The sequence below is a fragment of the Salmonella sp. SSDFZ69 genome (assembly GCF_004010755.1).
GTDB lineage: Bacteria > Pseudomonadota > Gammaproteobacteria > Enterobacterales > Enterobacteriaceae > Salmonella > Salmonella enterica.
In genome coordinates this window covers 728,131-742,085 of record NZ_CP034831.1, presented here as the reverse complement: position 1 = coordinate 742,085, position 13,955 = coordinate 728,131, and the positions used below count along the sequence as shown (strand labels likewise).

13 protein-coding genes and 1 pseudogene are annotated in these 13,955 nt (G+C 52.0%); 1 reads left to right on the top strand and 13 read right to left on the bottom strand.

Translation table 11 applies throughout. From position 1 onward, the window contains the following. Nucleotides 1-253 precede the first annotated feature (253 nt). Both EOS98_RS03630 and gss read right to left on the bottom strand, forming a co-directional pair. Nucleotides 254-1,312, bottom strand: a complete 1,059-nt coding sequence (locus EOS98_RS03630) for a methyl-accepting chemotaxis protein (protein WP_000475246.1) — start codon at nucleotides 1,310-1,312, stop codon at nucleotides 254-256. Nucleotides 1,313-1,981: 669 nt separating this feature from the next. Next, nucleotides 1,982-3,838: a bifunctional glutathionylspermidine amidase/synthase gene (gene gss / locus EOS98_RS03620; protein WP_000033690.1), complete on the bottom strand. Its 1,857-nt coding sequence runs from the start codon at nucleotides 3,836-3,838 to the stop codon at nucleotides 1,982-1,984. A gap of 226 nt (nucleotides 3,839-4,064) precedes the next feature. Here gss and yghU point away from each other — a divergent pair, with 226 nt between their 5' ends. Next, a complete protein-coding gene (gene yghU, locus EOS98_RS03615) occupies nucleotides 4,065-4,931 on the top strand; it encodes a glutathione-dependent disulfide-bond oxidoreductase (protein WP_000774851.1) in 867 nt (288 codons plus the stop codon). Between the two features lie 67 nt (nucleotides 4,932-4,998). Here the strand turns inward: yghU and EOS98_RS03610 are convergent. From EOS98_RS03610 to EOS98_RS03560, 11 genes and pseudogenes are all read right to left on the bottom strand, one after another. Further along, nucleotides 4,999-5,708, bottom strand: a pseudogene (locus EOS98_RS03610) (molybdate ABC transporter substrate-binding protein). Further along, the gene (locus EOS98_RS03605; RefSeq protein ID WP_126523829.1) at nucleotides 5,708-6,760 is read right to left on the bottom strand and encodes an ABC transporter substrate-binding protein; all 1,053 of its coding nucleotides are present in this window, start codon (nucleotides 6,758-6,760) and stop codon (nucleotides 5,708-5,710) included. Before EOS98_RS03605 ends, EOS98_RS03610 begins: the two are co-directional and overlap by 1 nt. A 75-nt stretch (nucleotides 6,761-6,835) precedes the next feature. Beyond that, nucleotides 6,836-7,084: a hydrogenase maturation factor HybG gene (gene hybG, locus EOS98_RS03600; RefSeq protein ID WP_000334887.1), complete on the bottom strand. Its 249-nt coding sequence runs from the start codon at nucleotides 7,082-7,084 to the stop codon at nucleotides 6,836-6,838. A gap of 27 nt (nucleotides 7,085-7,111) precedes the next feature. Further along, nucleotides 7,112-7,453, bottom strand: a complete 342-nt coding sequence (hypA, locus tag EOS98_RS03595) for a hydrogenase maturation nickel metallochaperone HypA (protein ID WP_000544945.1) — start codon at nucleotides 7,451-7,453, stop codon at nucleotides 7,112-7,114. Continuing rightward, entirely contained in the window at nucleotides 7,446-7,934 is a 489-nt protein-coding gene (gene hybE / locus EOS98_RS03590) for a hydrogenase-2 assembly chaperone (protein ID WP_000004951.1), read from the bottom strand. Before hybE ends, hypA begins: the two co-directional genes overlap by 8 nt. Next, complete coding sequence (locus tag EOS98_RS03585; protein ID WP_127821140.1) at nucleotides 7,927-8,421, bottom strand: HyaD/HybD family hydrogenase maturation endopeptidase; 495 nt, start codon at nucleotides 8,419-8,421, stop codon at nucleotides 7,927-7,929. Before EOS98_RS03585 ends, hybE begins: the two co-directional genes overlap by 8 nt. Continuing rightward, a complete protein-coding gene (hybC, locus tag EOS98_RS03580; protein ID WP_000083044.1) occupies nucleotides 8,421-10,124 on the bottom strand; it encodes a hydrogenase 2 large subunit in 1,704 nt (567 codons plus the stop codon). The genes EOS98_RS03585 and hybC overlap by 1 nt, the downstream gene beginning before the upstream one ends. Further along, a complete protein-coding gene (gene hybB / locus EOS98_RS03575; RefSeq protein WP_000017678.1) occupies nucleotides 10,121-11,299 on the bottom strand; it encodes a Ni/Fe-hydrogenase cytochrome b subunit in 1,179 nt (392 codons plus the stop codon). The genes hybC and hybB overlap by 4 nt, the downstream gene beginning before the upstream one ends. After that, nucleotides 11,289-12,275 carry a hydrogenase 2 operon protein HybA gene (gene hybA / locus EOS98_RS03570; protein WP_001081721.1) on the bottom strand — a complete coding sequence of 329 codons (987 nt, stop codon included), beginning with the start codon at nucleotides 12,273-12,275 and terminating at the stop codon, nucleotides 11,289-11,291. The genes hybB and hybA overlap by 11 nt, the downstream gene beginning before the upstream one ends. A gap of 2 nt (nucleotides 12,276-12,277) precedes the next feature. Next, nucleotides 12,278-13,396 (bottom strand): hydrogenase 2 small subunit, encoded by a 1,119-nt coding sequence (gene hybO, locus EOS98_RS03565; RefSeq protein ID WP_000145429.1) that lies wholly within the window; start codon nucleotides 13,394-13,396, stop codon nucleotides 12,278-12,280. 189 nt (nucleotides 13,397-13,585) lie between these two features. After that, nucleotides 13,586-13,873, bottom strand: coding sequence for a DUF2623 family protein (locus EOS98_RS03560; protein WP_001059122.1), 288 nt, complete (start codon nucleotides 13,871-13,873; stop codon nucleotides 13,586-13,588). Nucleotides 13,874-13,955: the final 82 nt, after the last annotated feature.

Below are 13,955 nucleotides of genomic sequence, written 5' to 3'. Positions count from 1 at the left end.
GAAGGCGGTAAGAGAGTGAGAAATTTAGCAGTAACGCACTTTTCCAGCCAAAGTCTGGCCGCCGATAAAAAGCAAAGAGGTTACTGATTAATCCCGAATCACTTACTAAGGTAAGTGATTCGGGTAAACAAACACAGCCATCTTCTGCGTCATGCTTTTTTTCTCTGTCCGGAATAACTCCAGTGCAGAAAGAGTGATACATCAGTCCTGTTGATGATGGATCCTGTTGGTTATACGGTAATAACTTATGACTTCACAGTGTGGTTTCTTTTAACAAATCGACAGCCAGCATTTCCAGCTGGTTAACCACCTCATTACTGGATCGCTCCATTCTGTCGAGTTCTTGCGACATCGCATTCATATCGCCTGCGGCAAAATAGTTCAGCGCAGAGTGACCAGCGGTATGCACCTCTTTATGCGGCGCTTCCAGACTACGGAAACTGTAGTAATTGCTAAACTGCTGCCCTTCAAAACCGTAGTACCATTTCCCCAGCCGACACTGATCGTGCATCGTTATTTTACTGTTTATGTCTTTATTTAAGAGTAATTTGTAGACTTCCATTTTCCAGATAACATGGTCAACTTTGACAATATTCAAAAACTGCACCGTAGAGATGTACTGCATGACCGATTTCATGCTCAGCGATTTATCAATGACGATGCCAATAGACTCCACAATTTGATTTATGTTAGTCGTAATATTATCAATAACCGGCTGTTGGTTATCCAGCACCTCACTCACTCTGGCCGTATTATCTTTGATTACAGAGGTTAACGTACTGACGCTTTTCGAACTGTGTTTAACATCTTCGGACAGGTTTTTCACCTCTTTCGAAATAACGCTAAAACCACGCCCGGCATCCCCTACGCGCGCGGCCTCGATCGCGGAGTTAATCGCTATCAAATTGGTCTGGTTAGCGATCTTCTGTATCTCTTTAATACACGCATTAATTTGCGTTAAGGAGGTATTTAAGTCGCCCATACGACAGCCAATATCCGATGAAGTCGTGCCAATTTCGGTGATAAATTCCACGAGCGATTTTAATGAACTTCTGGCTTTATCATTCTGTTCGTTAAGTTCATTAATGCGTTCTTTTTCAATGTTGAGCTGCTCACAGGACTTAATGATGGCATTACGAATGATATCGATCGTCGAGATCCCCATCAGAATTTTTTGACACAGTATCCGCTCATAAGGCTCAGGAGTATCCACCACCACGTCAGACGCATTAGCGCCAGATTCTGCTGCTGGCGGCGGTATTTTTACAACATTATTATTCCAGTGGCGCAAGCCTAATACTTTTTTAAACATATACCATTCTCCTTATTATATGTGGACATCCTGATCTATGCCTGGATAAAGTATTATCAACTCATGCTAACATAATGAAAAATCGGCTGTCATCTGCCATAACCATACGCTCACCAGAATAAGACAAAACGTCCACCAAACTTAAATAATTACAAAGTAAACTATTCAACAATACCATTAACAGTCATGATGGAAGTCGCTTCGCTTTATACGGAAATATTATTTACAAGGCTGACAACAATAGCTGAATAATAATTAACTGCATTTACTTAGGTGTAGCTATATCTCGCCACGAAGATTGCAGACAGGGTTTAAACGCAAACTTTTGCAATAGAAAAATAACCTAACGTAAACTTTTTATATGACCAATAATATCATTTGGACTCATCAATATATTATGCTGTCCGTTTACCAGCCAAACAGGCATGACCTAAATCCAAAGGAATGGGGGCAGCGTAACCAGCCGCAAAAAGTATCGATTAGTCGAAAATCAGGAAACGGATGCGCCAACGCGGCGAGCGTCACCGCCTGCGTCAGAAAAGTTAAGAATAATTTGTGATATTATTTCTCATATGTTACCAGTAAATGGCAGGCTGATAGCCGTTCGCTGGTAAACACAACAGGCGGGATATCGGCACCCACGCCGATATCCCGACGAGAATGACCCCGTTACGCTTTGATGACGATTAACGGTTCAATATCGCTCTCTTTTTTAATGACTAATGAATCATCGCCGCGCAGGCACGTACCGCCGTAGTTACCGCCCACGGTAAACGTACAGACCTGAATATACTTCCCGGCGACCTTCGGCAGGCACCACAACTGCTGATAGATATTTTTCTGCGTGGCGAACTTGCCGCTGGTTTTATCCAGGAGCTCTTCCTGATGGCTCACCAAATCAATATTACTACCGCAACGTCCGGCAATCGGTTTTACCGCATAGCCGGTCTGCACCAGCTCATCGTTAACGGTAAAATCCGTGTCGAGCAAATAGCGATGATGCGGGAAGAGCGACCACAGGATGGGCAGGATCGCTTTGTTACCCGGGATCACCGTCCACAGCGGTTCAAACACCAACACTTCCGGGCGCAGTAATACATCAATCAGCCGGACTTCATTTTCCGGGTGCCCGGTACGAATAGGCACTGCGGCATACTCCGTCTCGCTGACTTCGCGTATCTGCTCCATCGCCGTTTCCCACGCCCAGGTTTTCCAGACACAATTCACCAGCCGTCCGTCGCCATCGATCAACTGCCCGGCGTCATCCCAGCGCAACTCGCCCAGCCCGCGGAGAATTTTGCTCGCGAAACCGGCCTGATGCAGCGCCTGCTGCATAAACTGCGCGTGATAGTCCTCCTCGATATCATCATCCTGCATGATATGGACGAAAGGACGCGCTTTACTGTGTTTCCAGGCGCCTGCCAGCTCGTTAATTAAGCCCTCCGCCGGGTTATGCCCTTTACCGGTATAGCCCTGCTCAGCCCATTTTTCGAGAATTAATCCCGCTTCGGTATGGCATGATGCGGAATCGGCATTGTATTCATAGACTTTCAGCCCGCGTTCATCCATGCAGAAATCCATACGACCGGTGATCATATGGTGACGACGGCGCTGCCAGGAGAGGCGCAGACGCGGCCAAAGAATTTTGGGGATATCGAATAGCGCCAGCAGATTATCGTCTTTTAAAACTTTGTCCGTGGCGTGCAGGTACATCAAATGCAACTCATTGGTCGCTTTGATAAGCTCCTGTTCAGCGCTCTCGGTGATGGTAAAATACTGGTACGGGTCCTGATTGATAACGTGTCCGTTCGCCTGTACATAGGCTTTTTGTAACGGATCGCGCTCATCCAGCCACTGACCGTCAAACTGACCTTTCTCTGGCAGTCTTGCGCCGCGAATCGCCAGCGACTGATTCGCGATGTCAGGCTGTGACAAACTGTATTGCGTGTCGTCGGTCTGGATCATCCAGCCTAAAATCGTCGTGTCATCAAAGGTGTCGCGCAGGGTGTAACACCCGTTTTCTACGACCATTTCCAGTTCGCGAGTCCACTGCTGCCCTGGCGGCAATGGCGTGTGGATAACGTTTTGCTCAGCAATACGAATTTTGTTATCCAGGAGTTGGGTGATAATCGCGACGTGCCCGGTTTCGTTAAACTCGCCGCCCTTTTGCCAGATGAGCAGCGCCCCGGCCTCCGGCGCGCGCGGCGAACCGTTCGGGAAGGCCTGCAAAGGCAAAATATTGTCATTCACGACCTCGCGCAGAAAACGCAGCGAGAAGATTTCCCAGGCCATGCCGACGTCAGTAAAAACAACGCCATAATTCAGAAAGAGAAAACGACGGGCAAATTCCACGCACTGCCATTTATGCCCCATGTATTCATCGTCGATGTAGCTACGAAAAGCTGCGTCGTCGTCATCCCACGGATCGAGGGAATTGTAATCTGAAGAGTAGATCGCTACGCCGCCGGGGGCGTAACCCAATAATGTCCCGAAGGGGGCATCCTGACTGGTGGTTCCTTTGCTCATGCACTTACCTCAAAACAAGACCGCCTGAGCAGCCTGGCGTGATTTCGCTCTGATTGTCTGCTCTGTGACACTAACCGGACAGAGGTCGACATAATCATACACCTCAATAAGGCACACTGAGGCCAGAAGGTTAAAATTTCACTCGCCGGAATGTCCCAATCGGTTAAATGTCCGGTTAGCAAGCTGCTACACTGCTTCAACACCACCACTGTGAAGGCAGGTCAATATGGCAGATAATACTTATCAACCCGCAAAAGTCTGGACGTGGGATAAATCCGGCGGCGGCGCGTTCGCTAACATTAATCGCCCGGTTTCCGGCCCGACGCACGACAAAACGCTGCCCGTCGGCAAACATCCGTTACAGCTTTATTCGCTGGGGACGCCTAACGGCCAGAAAGTGACCATTATGCTGGAAGAGCTCCTGGCGCTGGGCGTGACCGGCGCCGAATATGACGCCTGGTTGATTCGCATCGGCGAGGGCGATCAGTTCTCCAGCGGCTTTGTTGACATCAATCCGAACTCAAAAATCCCGGCGCTGCGCGATCACTCACACAACCCGCCGATTCGGGTTTTTGAGTCGGGCGCAATTCTTGTTTATCTGGCGGATAAGTTTGGCCATTTCCTGCCGCAGGATCTGGCTAAGCGCACAGAAACCCTTAACTGGTTGTTCTGGCTACAGGGCGCGGCGCCGTTCCTCGGTGGCGGTTTCGGTCATTTCTATCATTATGCGCCGGTAAAAATTGAGTACGCCATTAATCGCTTCACCATGGAAGCCAAGCGTCTGCTGGACGTGCTGGATAAGCAGTTAGCTCACCACCCGTATGTCGCGGGAGAAGAGTACACTATTGCCGATATGGCCATCTGGCCGTGGTTCGGCAACGTGGTGCTGGGGAATGTCTATGATGCAGCGGAGTTTCTGGATGCCGGAAGTTATCAAAACGTACAACGCTGGGCGAAACAGGTAGCCGAACGTCCGGCGGTAAAGCGGGGGCGCATTGTCAACCGGACCAACGGCCCATTGAATGAACAGCTTCACGAACGCCATGACGCCAGCGACTTCGAAAACCATACCGAAGATAAACGTCAAAGTTAAACCATAATGCCGGATGAGGTAGTAATGTCGTCATCCGGCATGGTATTCCCTGCTGACGCTTCGCTTATCAGTTCTGCGAGTGCGTCATATGCGGCCTTCACTAAACCCATGTTGCATGAGAATCAACCTCGCCCGTGCTGACAGTAAAAAGTCGGCAAGCGTTTTTCCCTGCTCGCTCAGGCAGGCAAAGCCATATTCAGCCACGGGATTATAAGGTTCCGGGATATCAACCACTCGCAGCGAATTAACCTGCCGTAGCCAGGGAGCATAGCTGGCATAGCCGATAAAGATATCGGTGTAATCATGATTGATGAGCCATTCCGCTGCCAGCCGGCCCGCCGGTAACGGCAAAGTCTGCCTGCCGCCAACCAGCGCTACCGCGCGTTTTCGGACCGCTTCGCCCTCCTTGCCCATCCGCGAAAAAAGCTGCTGCGTATAATCGCCGGAAGGATCGCAACCTGCTGTTGAGGTGCCGATCCGCAGATCCCGCCGGGTTAATAGCGACAGCCAGTCCTCGCCTTCACGCATCGCCTGTGCCCGCACGCTCAGACACAAACGGTTCGTCGTAAAAGGCGCGACCCGCAGCGCCCGCCCGCTTTCCAGCAGCGCCTGCGGATGCGCCAGGTTCGCCGAAGCAAAAAAGTCGCACGCTTCGCCCGCTTCGATGCGTTCACGTAACAGCCCCGCCGGACCGAAATCACATACCGCATCCGCCTGAAACGCCGTCATTAGCTGCGGCCAGACGACGCGCAAGCTCCCCGCTGCCAGTATTCGCATCACTGTACGCCCTGATAGTCAGTACGGTAAAAACGTTGATACCAGTCGTTAGCGGCCTTTTGCATGTCAATATCGTGGAATTTTTGCGGATAGAGTTTTTTCGCCATCCACAGTTCGCCGATTCCCACCGCCTCCGGCATCGGATATCCCCAGGCTTTGGCATAATCCGGCATCAGGTAAACCCGATGATGCTTCACCGCGTCAATGACCTGCCACTGGGGATTGTGCAGGATCCCATTGACGACCTTTGGATAGCGATTCTGGACAAAGATCACCTGTGGATCCCAGGCGATCACCTGCTCCATTGTCACCTGCTTAAAGCCTTTCACCGAGGATGCCGCTACATTCAGCGCCCCCGCATGGGCCATCATCAGACCGGTATATTTACCGGAACCGTAGGTGGTCAACTCCGGATTCGCCATATAGGCGCGAACTCGCTCATTTTCAGGAACCGACTGCAAACGGTCGCTGACCATCTTGCGACCTTTATCCATCGCCTCAATCAGCGCTTTCGCCTCTTGCGGTTTATTGACGATATCGCCAATCAGCGTTATTCCTTCACGCAGCCCGCGATTATAAGCCTGCTCTTCATCGGCCAGGGTCGGGTTCATTTTAGCCTGCTCGCCAGCAATATCATGGCGCAGCAAAATCGCCACTACCGGAATGCCAAGACGGCTGATCTTGTCGATCATCTCCTGCGGAGCGTAATTCGTGACAAACACCACCTGCGGGCGCAGCGCCACCAGTTTTTCAGGATCAACGTGCGTTAGATCGCCCAGCGAGGCTTTTTGCGCCAGTTCCGGCGCCAGACGCGCATAGCCGTCGCCTAATTGCTGTTTCCAGTTCGCCATGACCCCAACGATTTTGTCAGTGGCATTCATCTGTACAAGGAGATTGAGCGTTTGATGCTGGAGCACCACCACTCTGTCGACGGTGTCGGGAACCGTGACCTGGCGGCCAATTTGATCGGTAAAAGTACGCGCCGCTTGTGACATTAACGGCCAGCAAAAAAGCAACGCCAGCAGAGAGAGCTGGCGCAAAAATTTATTCATAGGTTTCGCCCCACAATCGATATATAAATAATTATACAACGATTATAGAGCGATATAATAGAGGTGATTAAGGGATCACGCGCTGGTGATGTCGTACTCCATGCGGCGCAGCGCATCTAACGTGGCTTTCGCTTCGTCTTCGTCAATGATGCTCATCGCAAAACCAACGTGTACCAATACCCATTGCCCTATCAGATCGGCTGGCTTACCTTCACAAATCAGAGCAATATTGACATCACGTTTGATGCCACACACTTCCACCTGCGCAAGCTGGTGAATATCATCTCCGACGGCCAGCACCTGACCGGGGACGCCAATACACATAATTAACCACCTGAAATAAAATGCGGGTTATTCGACCTCAATACTTTTTACTTTCAACGAATCGCCGGTATCCACCCGCAGGCGATCACCATGACAATGCGGACATTGCGCGTCATGCCTGAGAATTTCCACCACCTGACTGCAATCCCAGCACCAGGCCTGGGCCGGTCTGTAGTCAATGTGCAATTCGCACCCTTGCGCTAAAGTCCCCTGGCAGGCGATGTCAAAGCTGAAACGAACCGCGCGCTCTTCAACGCACGAAAGCGCGCCTATCTCCAGCCATACGCCGGTGACGCGCGCCACGCCGTGCTGTTCTGCCTGCTGCTGAATAATTTCAACGGCGCTTTGGCAAAGAGACAGCTCATGCATTCTCACAGCTCCGACGGCCAAACAGCAACGCGCGCCGGCTTGTCTGCGGCGCATCAGGATTGCTTACCGGCAGGGATAACAGCATCCGCGCGCAGTCATCCGCCAGCCGGACGCCCTCTTCCGGCGACAGGCTACGGGAAAGCGGCGACATCAACGAGCAGGCAAGATATTGCGAAACGCCTTCCAGTTCGCCAACGGTAAAGGTCATCGTGCCATAAGGCAGTTGCAGACCGAGTTTTTCACCGACGGTACGCCCGGGCCAGATCTGGTCCGGGCCAGGGAAGATTAATGCGCTTAACATCCACGGCGTAATTACCGTGCCCGTCCATTGTCCTTCAAACAACGTAAAATCAGAGACATGCACAGGCATAGTCGGATGCAGAAACGAAAGATCGTGCATCGAACGATGGGCTATCTCTTCAAATGCCGCCTGAACCCGAGCGACGGGCGCCGTGTCGAATCCGGAAAACGTTTCAGACATGCGCCGTCTCCTTAGGAATTGCTTCGACGCCGGATTCACGCAGCGCAGCAAGAACCTGCTCAAGCGCAGGTTCAATCATCGCTTCTACGGTTGGCGTTAAGCCGATGTGCGGTTCCAGCGACTGTGGAATAACGCCGACCAGGGTCAGTTTCTTCGGAAACTCGCCGGTAAAGCGGAGGGCCGACAATACGTCGGCCAGTCCAAGCTGATGGGGGGAGATTTTGTTGGTGAACAACGCCGGAACTTCATCGTCGCGCAGTACCATAATGGTTCCCGACGCGTTCTTTTTCGACACGATGGCGTCGGCAATGATCAAATGATCCCGATTCGCCATATCGCCAAGAAGTTCCATTCCCGCCGTACCGCCATCCAGAATCTCAACGAAATCCGGCAGGGTGTATCGTTGCTCTAACGCTTCAACAATACGTACCCCGATGGCTTCATCGGTCAGCAAAATATTGCCGACCCCTAAGACTAATATCCGCATTACAAAACCTTCACCGAGACCACTTCATTGCCATCGGCGTCCACCACGTGCACCGCGCACGCCATGCAAGGGTCGAAGGAGTGGATGGTACGTACCACTTCCAGCGGCTTCGCCGGATCGGCGATCGGCGTACCGACCAGCGACTGTTCGTACGGCCCCACGTCATCGTTGAAGTTACGCGGACCTGAGTTCCAGGTCGATGGCACCACCGCCTGATAGTTACTGATAATACCGTCTTTAATCACCATCCAGTGAGACAGCATACCGCGCGGCGCCTCCAGGAAGCCCACGCCCTTGAACTCGCCCGTCGCCGGAATGTTCGGCTTCACAAACGTGGTGTAATCGCCTTTGCCGATATTTACAATCAGCGCGTTGTATTGATCCTGCAATATGTTTTGCAGTTCACAACAGTGAACGGTACGCCCGATGATACGACCCAGCGTAGAGTGAAGTTGCGCCATTTCCAGCGTTTTGCCGGTCAGCTTCTGATAAAGCGCAATGATTTCATTGAGCTTGGTCTGCGTGGATTCACGACCTGCAGCCAGTTTACACAGCATGTTCGCCAGCGGCCCGACTTCGACGGTTTTGCCGTAGAATGTCGGCGACTTGACCCATGAGTATTTACCGTCATCCGACCAACCGTCGTAAGCCGGGATCGTAGTGCCTTCCCACGGCGCCTGCGGCGCTTCATCTTTATACCAGGCGTGCTTCGCGCTCTCCTGAATACCTTTAATCAGGAACTCGTCGGAGTGAGAGGTGATCGGACGGTATGTCGACAGATCGGCATTGGTAATGTAACCGCCCGGGAACAAGAAACTGCCGTTTTTACCGTCGGTCGGGAATTCCGGCGCGCTCAGGTAGTTCACCGCACCTTTGCCACGCTCCAGCCATTCCGGATAGTAGGCCGCGATGACTGCGGTATCCACTTTATACACCTGCTCGACAAAATCGCTCAGCTTATCGATAAACGATTTGATGTACATCAGGCGTTCAAGGTTCAACGTACCGATACTGTCGAGATTGATCGGGTTCGCCACCCCACCGACCGCCAGGTTCTGGATATGCGGTGATTTACCGCCCAGCAACGCCACCACGCGGTTAGCGTCACGCTGACATTCCAGCGCCTGCAGATAGTGGGCGACCGCAATCAGGTTGACCTCCGGCGGTAACTGCATTGCCGGGTGCCCCCAGTAGCCATTGGCGAAAATACCTAACTGACCGCTGGCGACAAGATCCTTGATCTTGTTCTGAACTTTCGTGAACTCTTGCGCGCTGTTCAGGTGCCAGCTCGACACGCCATCCAGCATCGCAGAAGCTTTTTCCGGATCGGCTTTCAGCGCAGAGGTAATGTCCACCCAGTCCAGCGCAGAGAGCTGGTAGAAATGGACAATGTGGTCATGGGTGGTATGCGCCGCCAGAATAATATTACGGATATACTGCGCGTTGACGGGAACATCAATATTCAGCGCGCTTTCTGCCGCACGAACGGAAGAGATCGCGTGAGTTGTCGTACAAACGCCGCAAATACGCTGCACAATCATCCACGCATCGCGCGGATCGCGGTTCTTCACAATCTCTTCCATACCGCGCCACATGGTGCCGGACGCCCATGCTTTGGATACGACGCCGTTCTCAATTTCGCAGTCAATGCGTAAATGACCCTCAATACGGGTTACCGGATCAATAGTAATTCTCTGGCTCATGCTTTGCTCGCCTCATGACGATTATGATCGTTTTGTTTTAAAGGAGGAAGTATCGGCAGTAGACGAATGAGTACGATGTATGCACAAATCTCAATAGCCACAAAACCAATAGAAATCAACAATTCTTCCCAGGTTGGGAAGTAGTGGTAGCCGCCACCCGGGTTGAATGCCACCAGCGAATAGGTCAGACGCCACGTCGCGCAGCCCAACAGCGCGCTCAGCGCCGACAGGTACAGCATACGAGAGTCATTACGCAGTTTCGCCACACGCAGCACCACTAACGGGAAGACCATCAGGACGACTTCAATCCAGAACATAGCGGAGTAAAAATCGCCGGCAAACGCATAGGACAGCTTGTCGCGATAAATCAGTTCGCCAAAGCGCAGGACGACGAAAATCGCCAGCAGCACGCTGATGGTATTCGTCAGCTTAACAAACAAATTTTTCTCATCCGGACCGTTTCCTTTCAGGCCAGCCTGAACCAGCGACCCCTCAAATATGACAATGGAGAAGCCCATGATAAACGCGGTCAGAACCGAGAACAGCGGCAGCATTTCATAGCTTTGCCATAGCGGATGCACTTTATAGCCCGCCGAGATCATCAATGACCCCATTGAGGACTGGTGCATCGTCGGCAGCAGCGCGCCCAGCGCGATAATAAAGAACATCACCTTATTCAGACGCTTGAGCGACACTTTCCAGCCCAGACGTTCAAACAGGGCAGGCGCAAACTCCAGCGCCATCACGCCGATGTAGATGGTCATACAGACCGCCGTCTCAAACAGTACCGAGTTCACGTTGAAGTGACCTGGAATGTAGAAGTACGGCAGGTTCCAGTAACGACCGACGTCGATAGTGATCGACAGGCCGCCCAGCGAGTAACCAAACAAGCTTGCCAGCAACGCCGGGCGCACCAACGGATGGTATTGCCCACGGTTAAAGACATATACCGCCCATGCCAACGCCCAACCGCCGCAGGCAAAGCCGGTGCCGATCAACAGGTCAAAGGCAATCCAGACGCCCCACGGGAAACCGCCGTTCAGGTCGGAAACGGAGCCCAACCCGAAGACCAGACGCTTCACGATAAGGAGCATACACAGGACGATTAACGGTCCAAAAATAATGACCGGTTTACTGATGATTTTTCCGCCCAGCGGTTTTGGATCATGACTCATGATCGTCTCCTCCATCGTGATGGTCGTTTTTGCTATTACGACGAACCAGCACGGTTAAGCCCGCCAGCGCAGCCAGGGGTAGTATCATGCCTTTATAAAGCGTGTGTTGAACATGCTCGGAGCGCGCTCCGGTTGAAAGGTCATCCAGCTTCGGCAGATCCAGATCTTCATAAGGAACGCCTGTCAGCACCAGCACCTGAGTACCACCGCCCTCTTTTTCACCGTAGAGGTGTGGGTAGTATTTAGGCACCGTATGCAGATAGGTGTCGTCCGTTTTCAACGTCTGGCGCGGATAGTGATATTCACTGCCTGGTTTGAGGGCCAGACGTTTTTTCGCTTCCGCCATCAGCTCTTCACGAGTACCGAAAATGACGGCCCCTGCCGGACAAACTTCCACACACCCAGGCAAACCGCCTTTATCCAGACGCTCAACGCCTTTCTGGTTACACAGCTCACATTTGTGAAGCGCGCCAAACGGGTTGTTGTAGTCGTACTTAGGTACGTTGTACGGACAGGCGACCATACAGTAACGGCAGCCGGTGCAGACATCTTTGTCATAGTGGACGATGCCGGTTTTCGGATCTTTTTTCAGCGCCGACACCGGACAAACGGAAACGCAGTTAGGATCGACGCAGTGCATACACTGTTTTTTGATGTAGGCATAGCCGTTCTCTTCCTGATCTTTGTTCACGCCCGTGCCGCTACGCCATACCTGGATAATGTTATTGGTATACGGCGACAGTTTGTCGTTGTTCGACCAGGTCTGCTCCCCTTCCGGGTTACGTGCCGGGAAGTTGATATCCTGACACTTTGTGACGCAGGCCTGACAGCCCACGCACAGAGTGGAGTCATACAGCATGCCCAGCGAACCTGGAATCGGCGGACGGTTTTCTGCAGCCGCATGGCTGACAGACGGCGCGGCGCCCAACAGCAATGCTCCACCGGAGGCTGCTTTAATAAAGTCACGTCTGTTCACGGTTATTCTCCCCGTGAGTCAGCGTTATCTTTCTTTTGCTGACGCCCCAGTTCACGTACCGCCATCACGCTGACGCCGGCAACCAGACCGACTACGCCGCCAAGCAGACCGACAGCGCCCGCAGAGATATTGCCGCCTTCTTTCATATTGACGTCAGGTTTCTCTGAACGCGGAGTTTGGTTTTCGACATGAGCAAGCTGGTGAATGCCCTTATGGAAGCCGATACCTTCTTCGTTACAGCCATAGCAAGGATGACCGATCGCCACTGGCCAGACGCCGCCAACGTCACAGAACTGTAACGTAGAACAGTTGCCCCAGGTTTCCGGCCCTTTACAGCCAAGATGGTAGAGACACCAGCCCTGACGGTGGCCTTCGTCGCCAAATTCTTTGGCAAAACGGCCTGCGTCGAAGTGTGGACGACGTTCGCAATGCTCATGGATCAGACGGCCATAGGCAAAGGTTGGACGATTTTTCGCATCCAGCTTCGGCGGCGTGCCGTAAGTGATGATATGCGCGACGGTCGCCAGGAAGTTATGCGGGTTTGGCGGACAACCTGGAATATTGATAACCGTTTTGCCCGGTAAGACTTCCTGCAGACTGACAGCGCCGGTTGGGTTTACGCCAGCCGCAGCAACGCCGCCCCATGCCGAGCAGGAACCGATAGCGATAATCGCGGCTGCGCCGTCGGCGGCTTTGCGGATGTGATCCACAATCGGCTCGCCGGCAACCATGCAGTAGATACCGTTATCTTTTAGTGGGATAGAACCATCCACCACCAGAACATATTGCCCTTTATACTTCTCCAGAGCGTTATGTTTGTTTTCTTCGACCTGGTGACCGAATGCGGCGGAAAGCACCTCGTGGTATTCCAGAGAGATGGTCTCCAGAACGAGGTTTTCAACGGTTGGGTGTGTAGCACGAAGCAGTGATTCGGTACAACCGGTACACTCCTGAGCGCCAATCCAGATAACGGGCGGACGCTGTGGATTGGATACCGATTCTGCCATTTCTGCGGCGGCTTTGCTACTGAGCCCCATAGTAGCGGCCAGTGCTGCACAAAGCTTCATGAAATCACGACGGTTAATGCCGTGAGAAGTGATGAGAGTATTATCTCCAGTCATTTTATAGTTATTCCGTTACGAAGACCTGGCTTTTATTTTGCACTGTTCGCGAAGAAGTTATTGCGATCGGTACGCCATTTACCACACTTTTTTTATGGTTATGTGCGCCATAATACTTCGACGGAACAGTAAAACGAAGGGAAGAGGCGATAGTGTAATTAATTAAAGCAAGATAATACCCCTGTTGGATCAACCTTCGAGTCGATAACCGGCCATAAAGAAGCGAACCGCCATCCCGGAATGATTCTCTTTAAAGAAATCCATCACCATTTCTTTATCCAGACCATAGCGACGCGTCAGAATTCCGGCCTCCCACGCGCTAAGTTGACGATCGCCGGTCTTTTCGAACACACGGTGTGTAAAACCCAATACAAAGCCACGTTTATACTCAGAACAGAAATTCACCGCATGATGCGCGCTATATGCATAAGGCGCGTGCAACCCGGCCATTAACCCTTTCCCAAAATGATTATTCATCTGACCTCCTTAGTCGCTATATAATAAATTATATAGCGACTGATTAAATGAAGGCCAGCGCATTACGCGCTTTTTTGCTTCA

Excerpts from the sequence above, each read along its gene's own strand:
- hybE (WP_000004951.1), bottom strand. The coding sequence starts at position 7,934 with ATGTCTGAAACGTTTTCCGGATTCGACACGGCGCCCGTCGCTCGGGTT.
- hybO (WP_000145429.1), bottom strand. The coding sequence starts at position 13,396 with ATGACTGGAGATAATACTCTCATCACTTCTCACGGCATTAACCGTCGT.
- gss (WP_000033690.1), bottom strand. The coding sequence starts at position 3,838 with ATGAGCAAAGGAACCACCAGTCAGGATGCCCCCTTCGGGACATTATTG.
- hybB (WP_000017678.1), bottom strand. The coding sequence starts at position 11,299 with ATGAGTCATGATCCAAAACCGCTGGGCGGAAAAATCATCAGTAAACCG.
- hybG (WP_000334887.1), bottom strand. The coding sequence starts at position 7,084 with ATGTGTATTGGCGTCCCCGGTCAGGTGCTGGCCGTCGGAGATGATATT.
- yghU (WP_000774851.1), top strand. The coding sequence starts at position 4,065 with ATGGCAGATAATACTTATCAACCCGCAAAAGTCTGGACGTGGGATAAA.
- hybC (WP_000083044.1), bottom strand. The coding sequence starts at position 10,124 with ATGAGCCAGAGAATTACTATTGATCCGGTAACCCGTATTGAGGGTCAT.
- EOS98_RS03630 (WP_000475246.1), bottom strand. The coding sequence starts at position 1,312 with ATGTTTAAAAAAGTATTAGGCTTGCGCCACTGGAATAATAATGTTGTA.
- hypA (WP_000544945.1), bottom strand. The coding sequence starts at position 7,453 with ATGCATGAGCTGTCTCTTTGCCAAAGCGCCGTTGAAATTATTCAGCAG.
- EOS98_RS03605 (WP_126523829.1), bottom strand. The coding sequence starts at position 6,760 with ATGAATAAATTTTTGCGCCAGCTCTCTCTGCTGGCGTTGCTTTTTTGC.
- EOS98_RS03585 (WP_127821140.1), bottom strand. The coding sequence starts at position 8,421 with ATGCGGATATTAGTCTTAGGGGTCGGCAATATTTTGCTGACCGATGAA.
- EOS98_RS03560 (WP_001059122.1), bottom strand. The coding sequence starts at position 13,873 with ATGAATAATCATTTTGGGAAAGGGTTAATGGCCGGGTTGCACGCGCCT.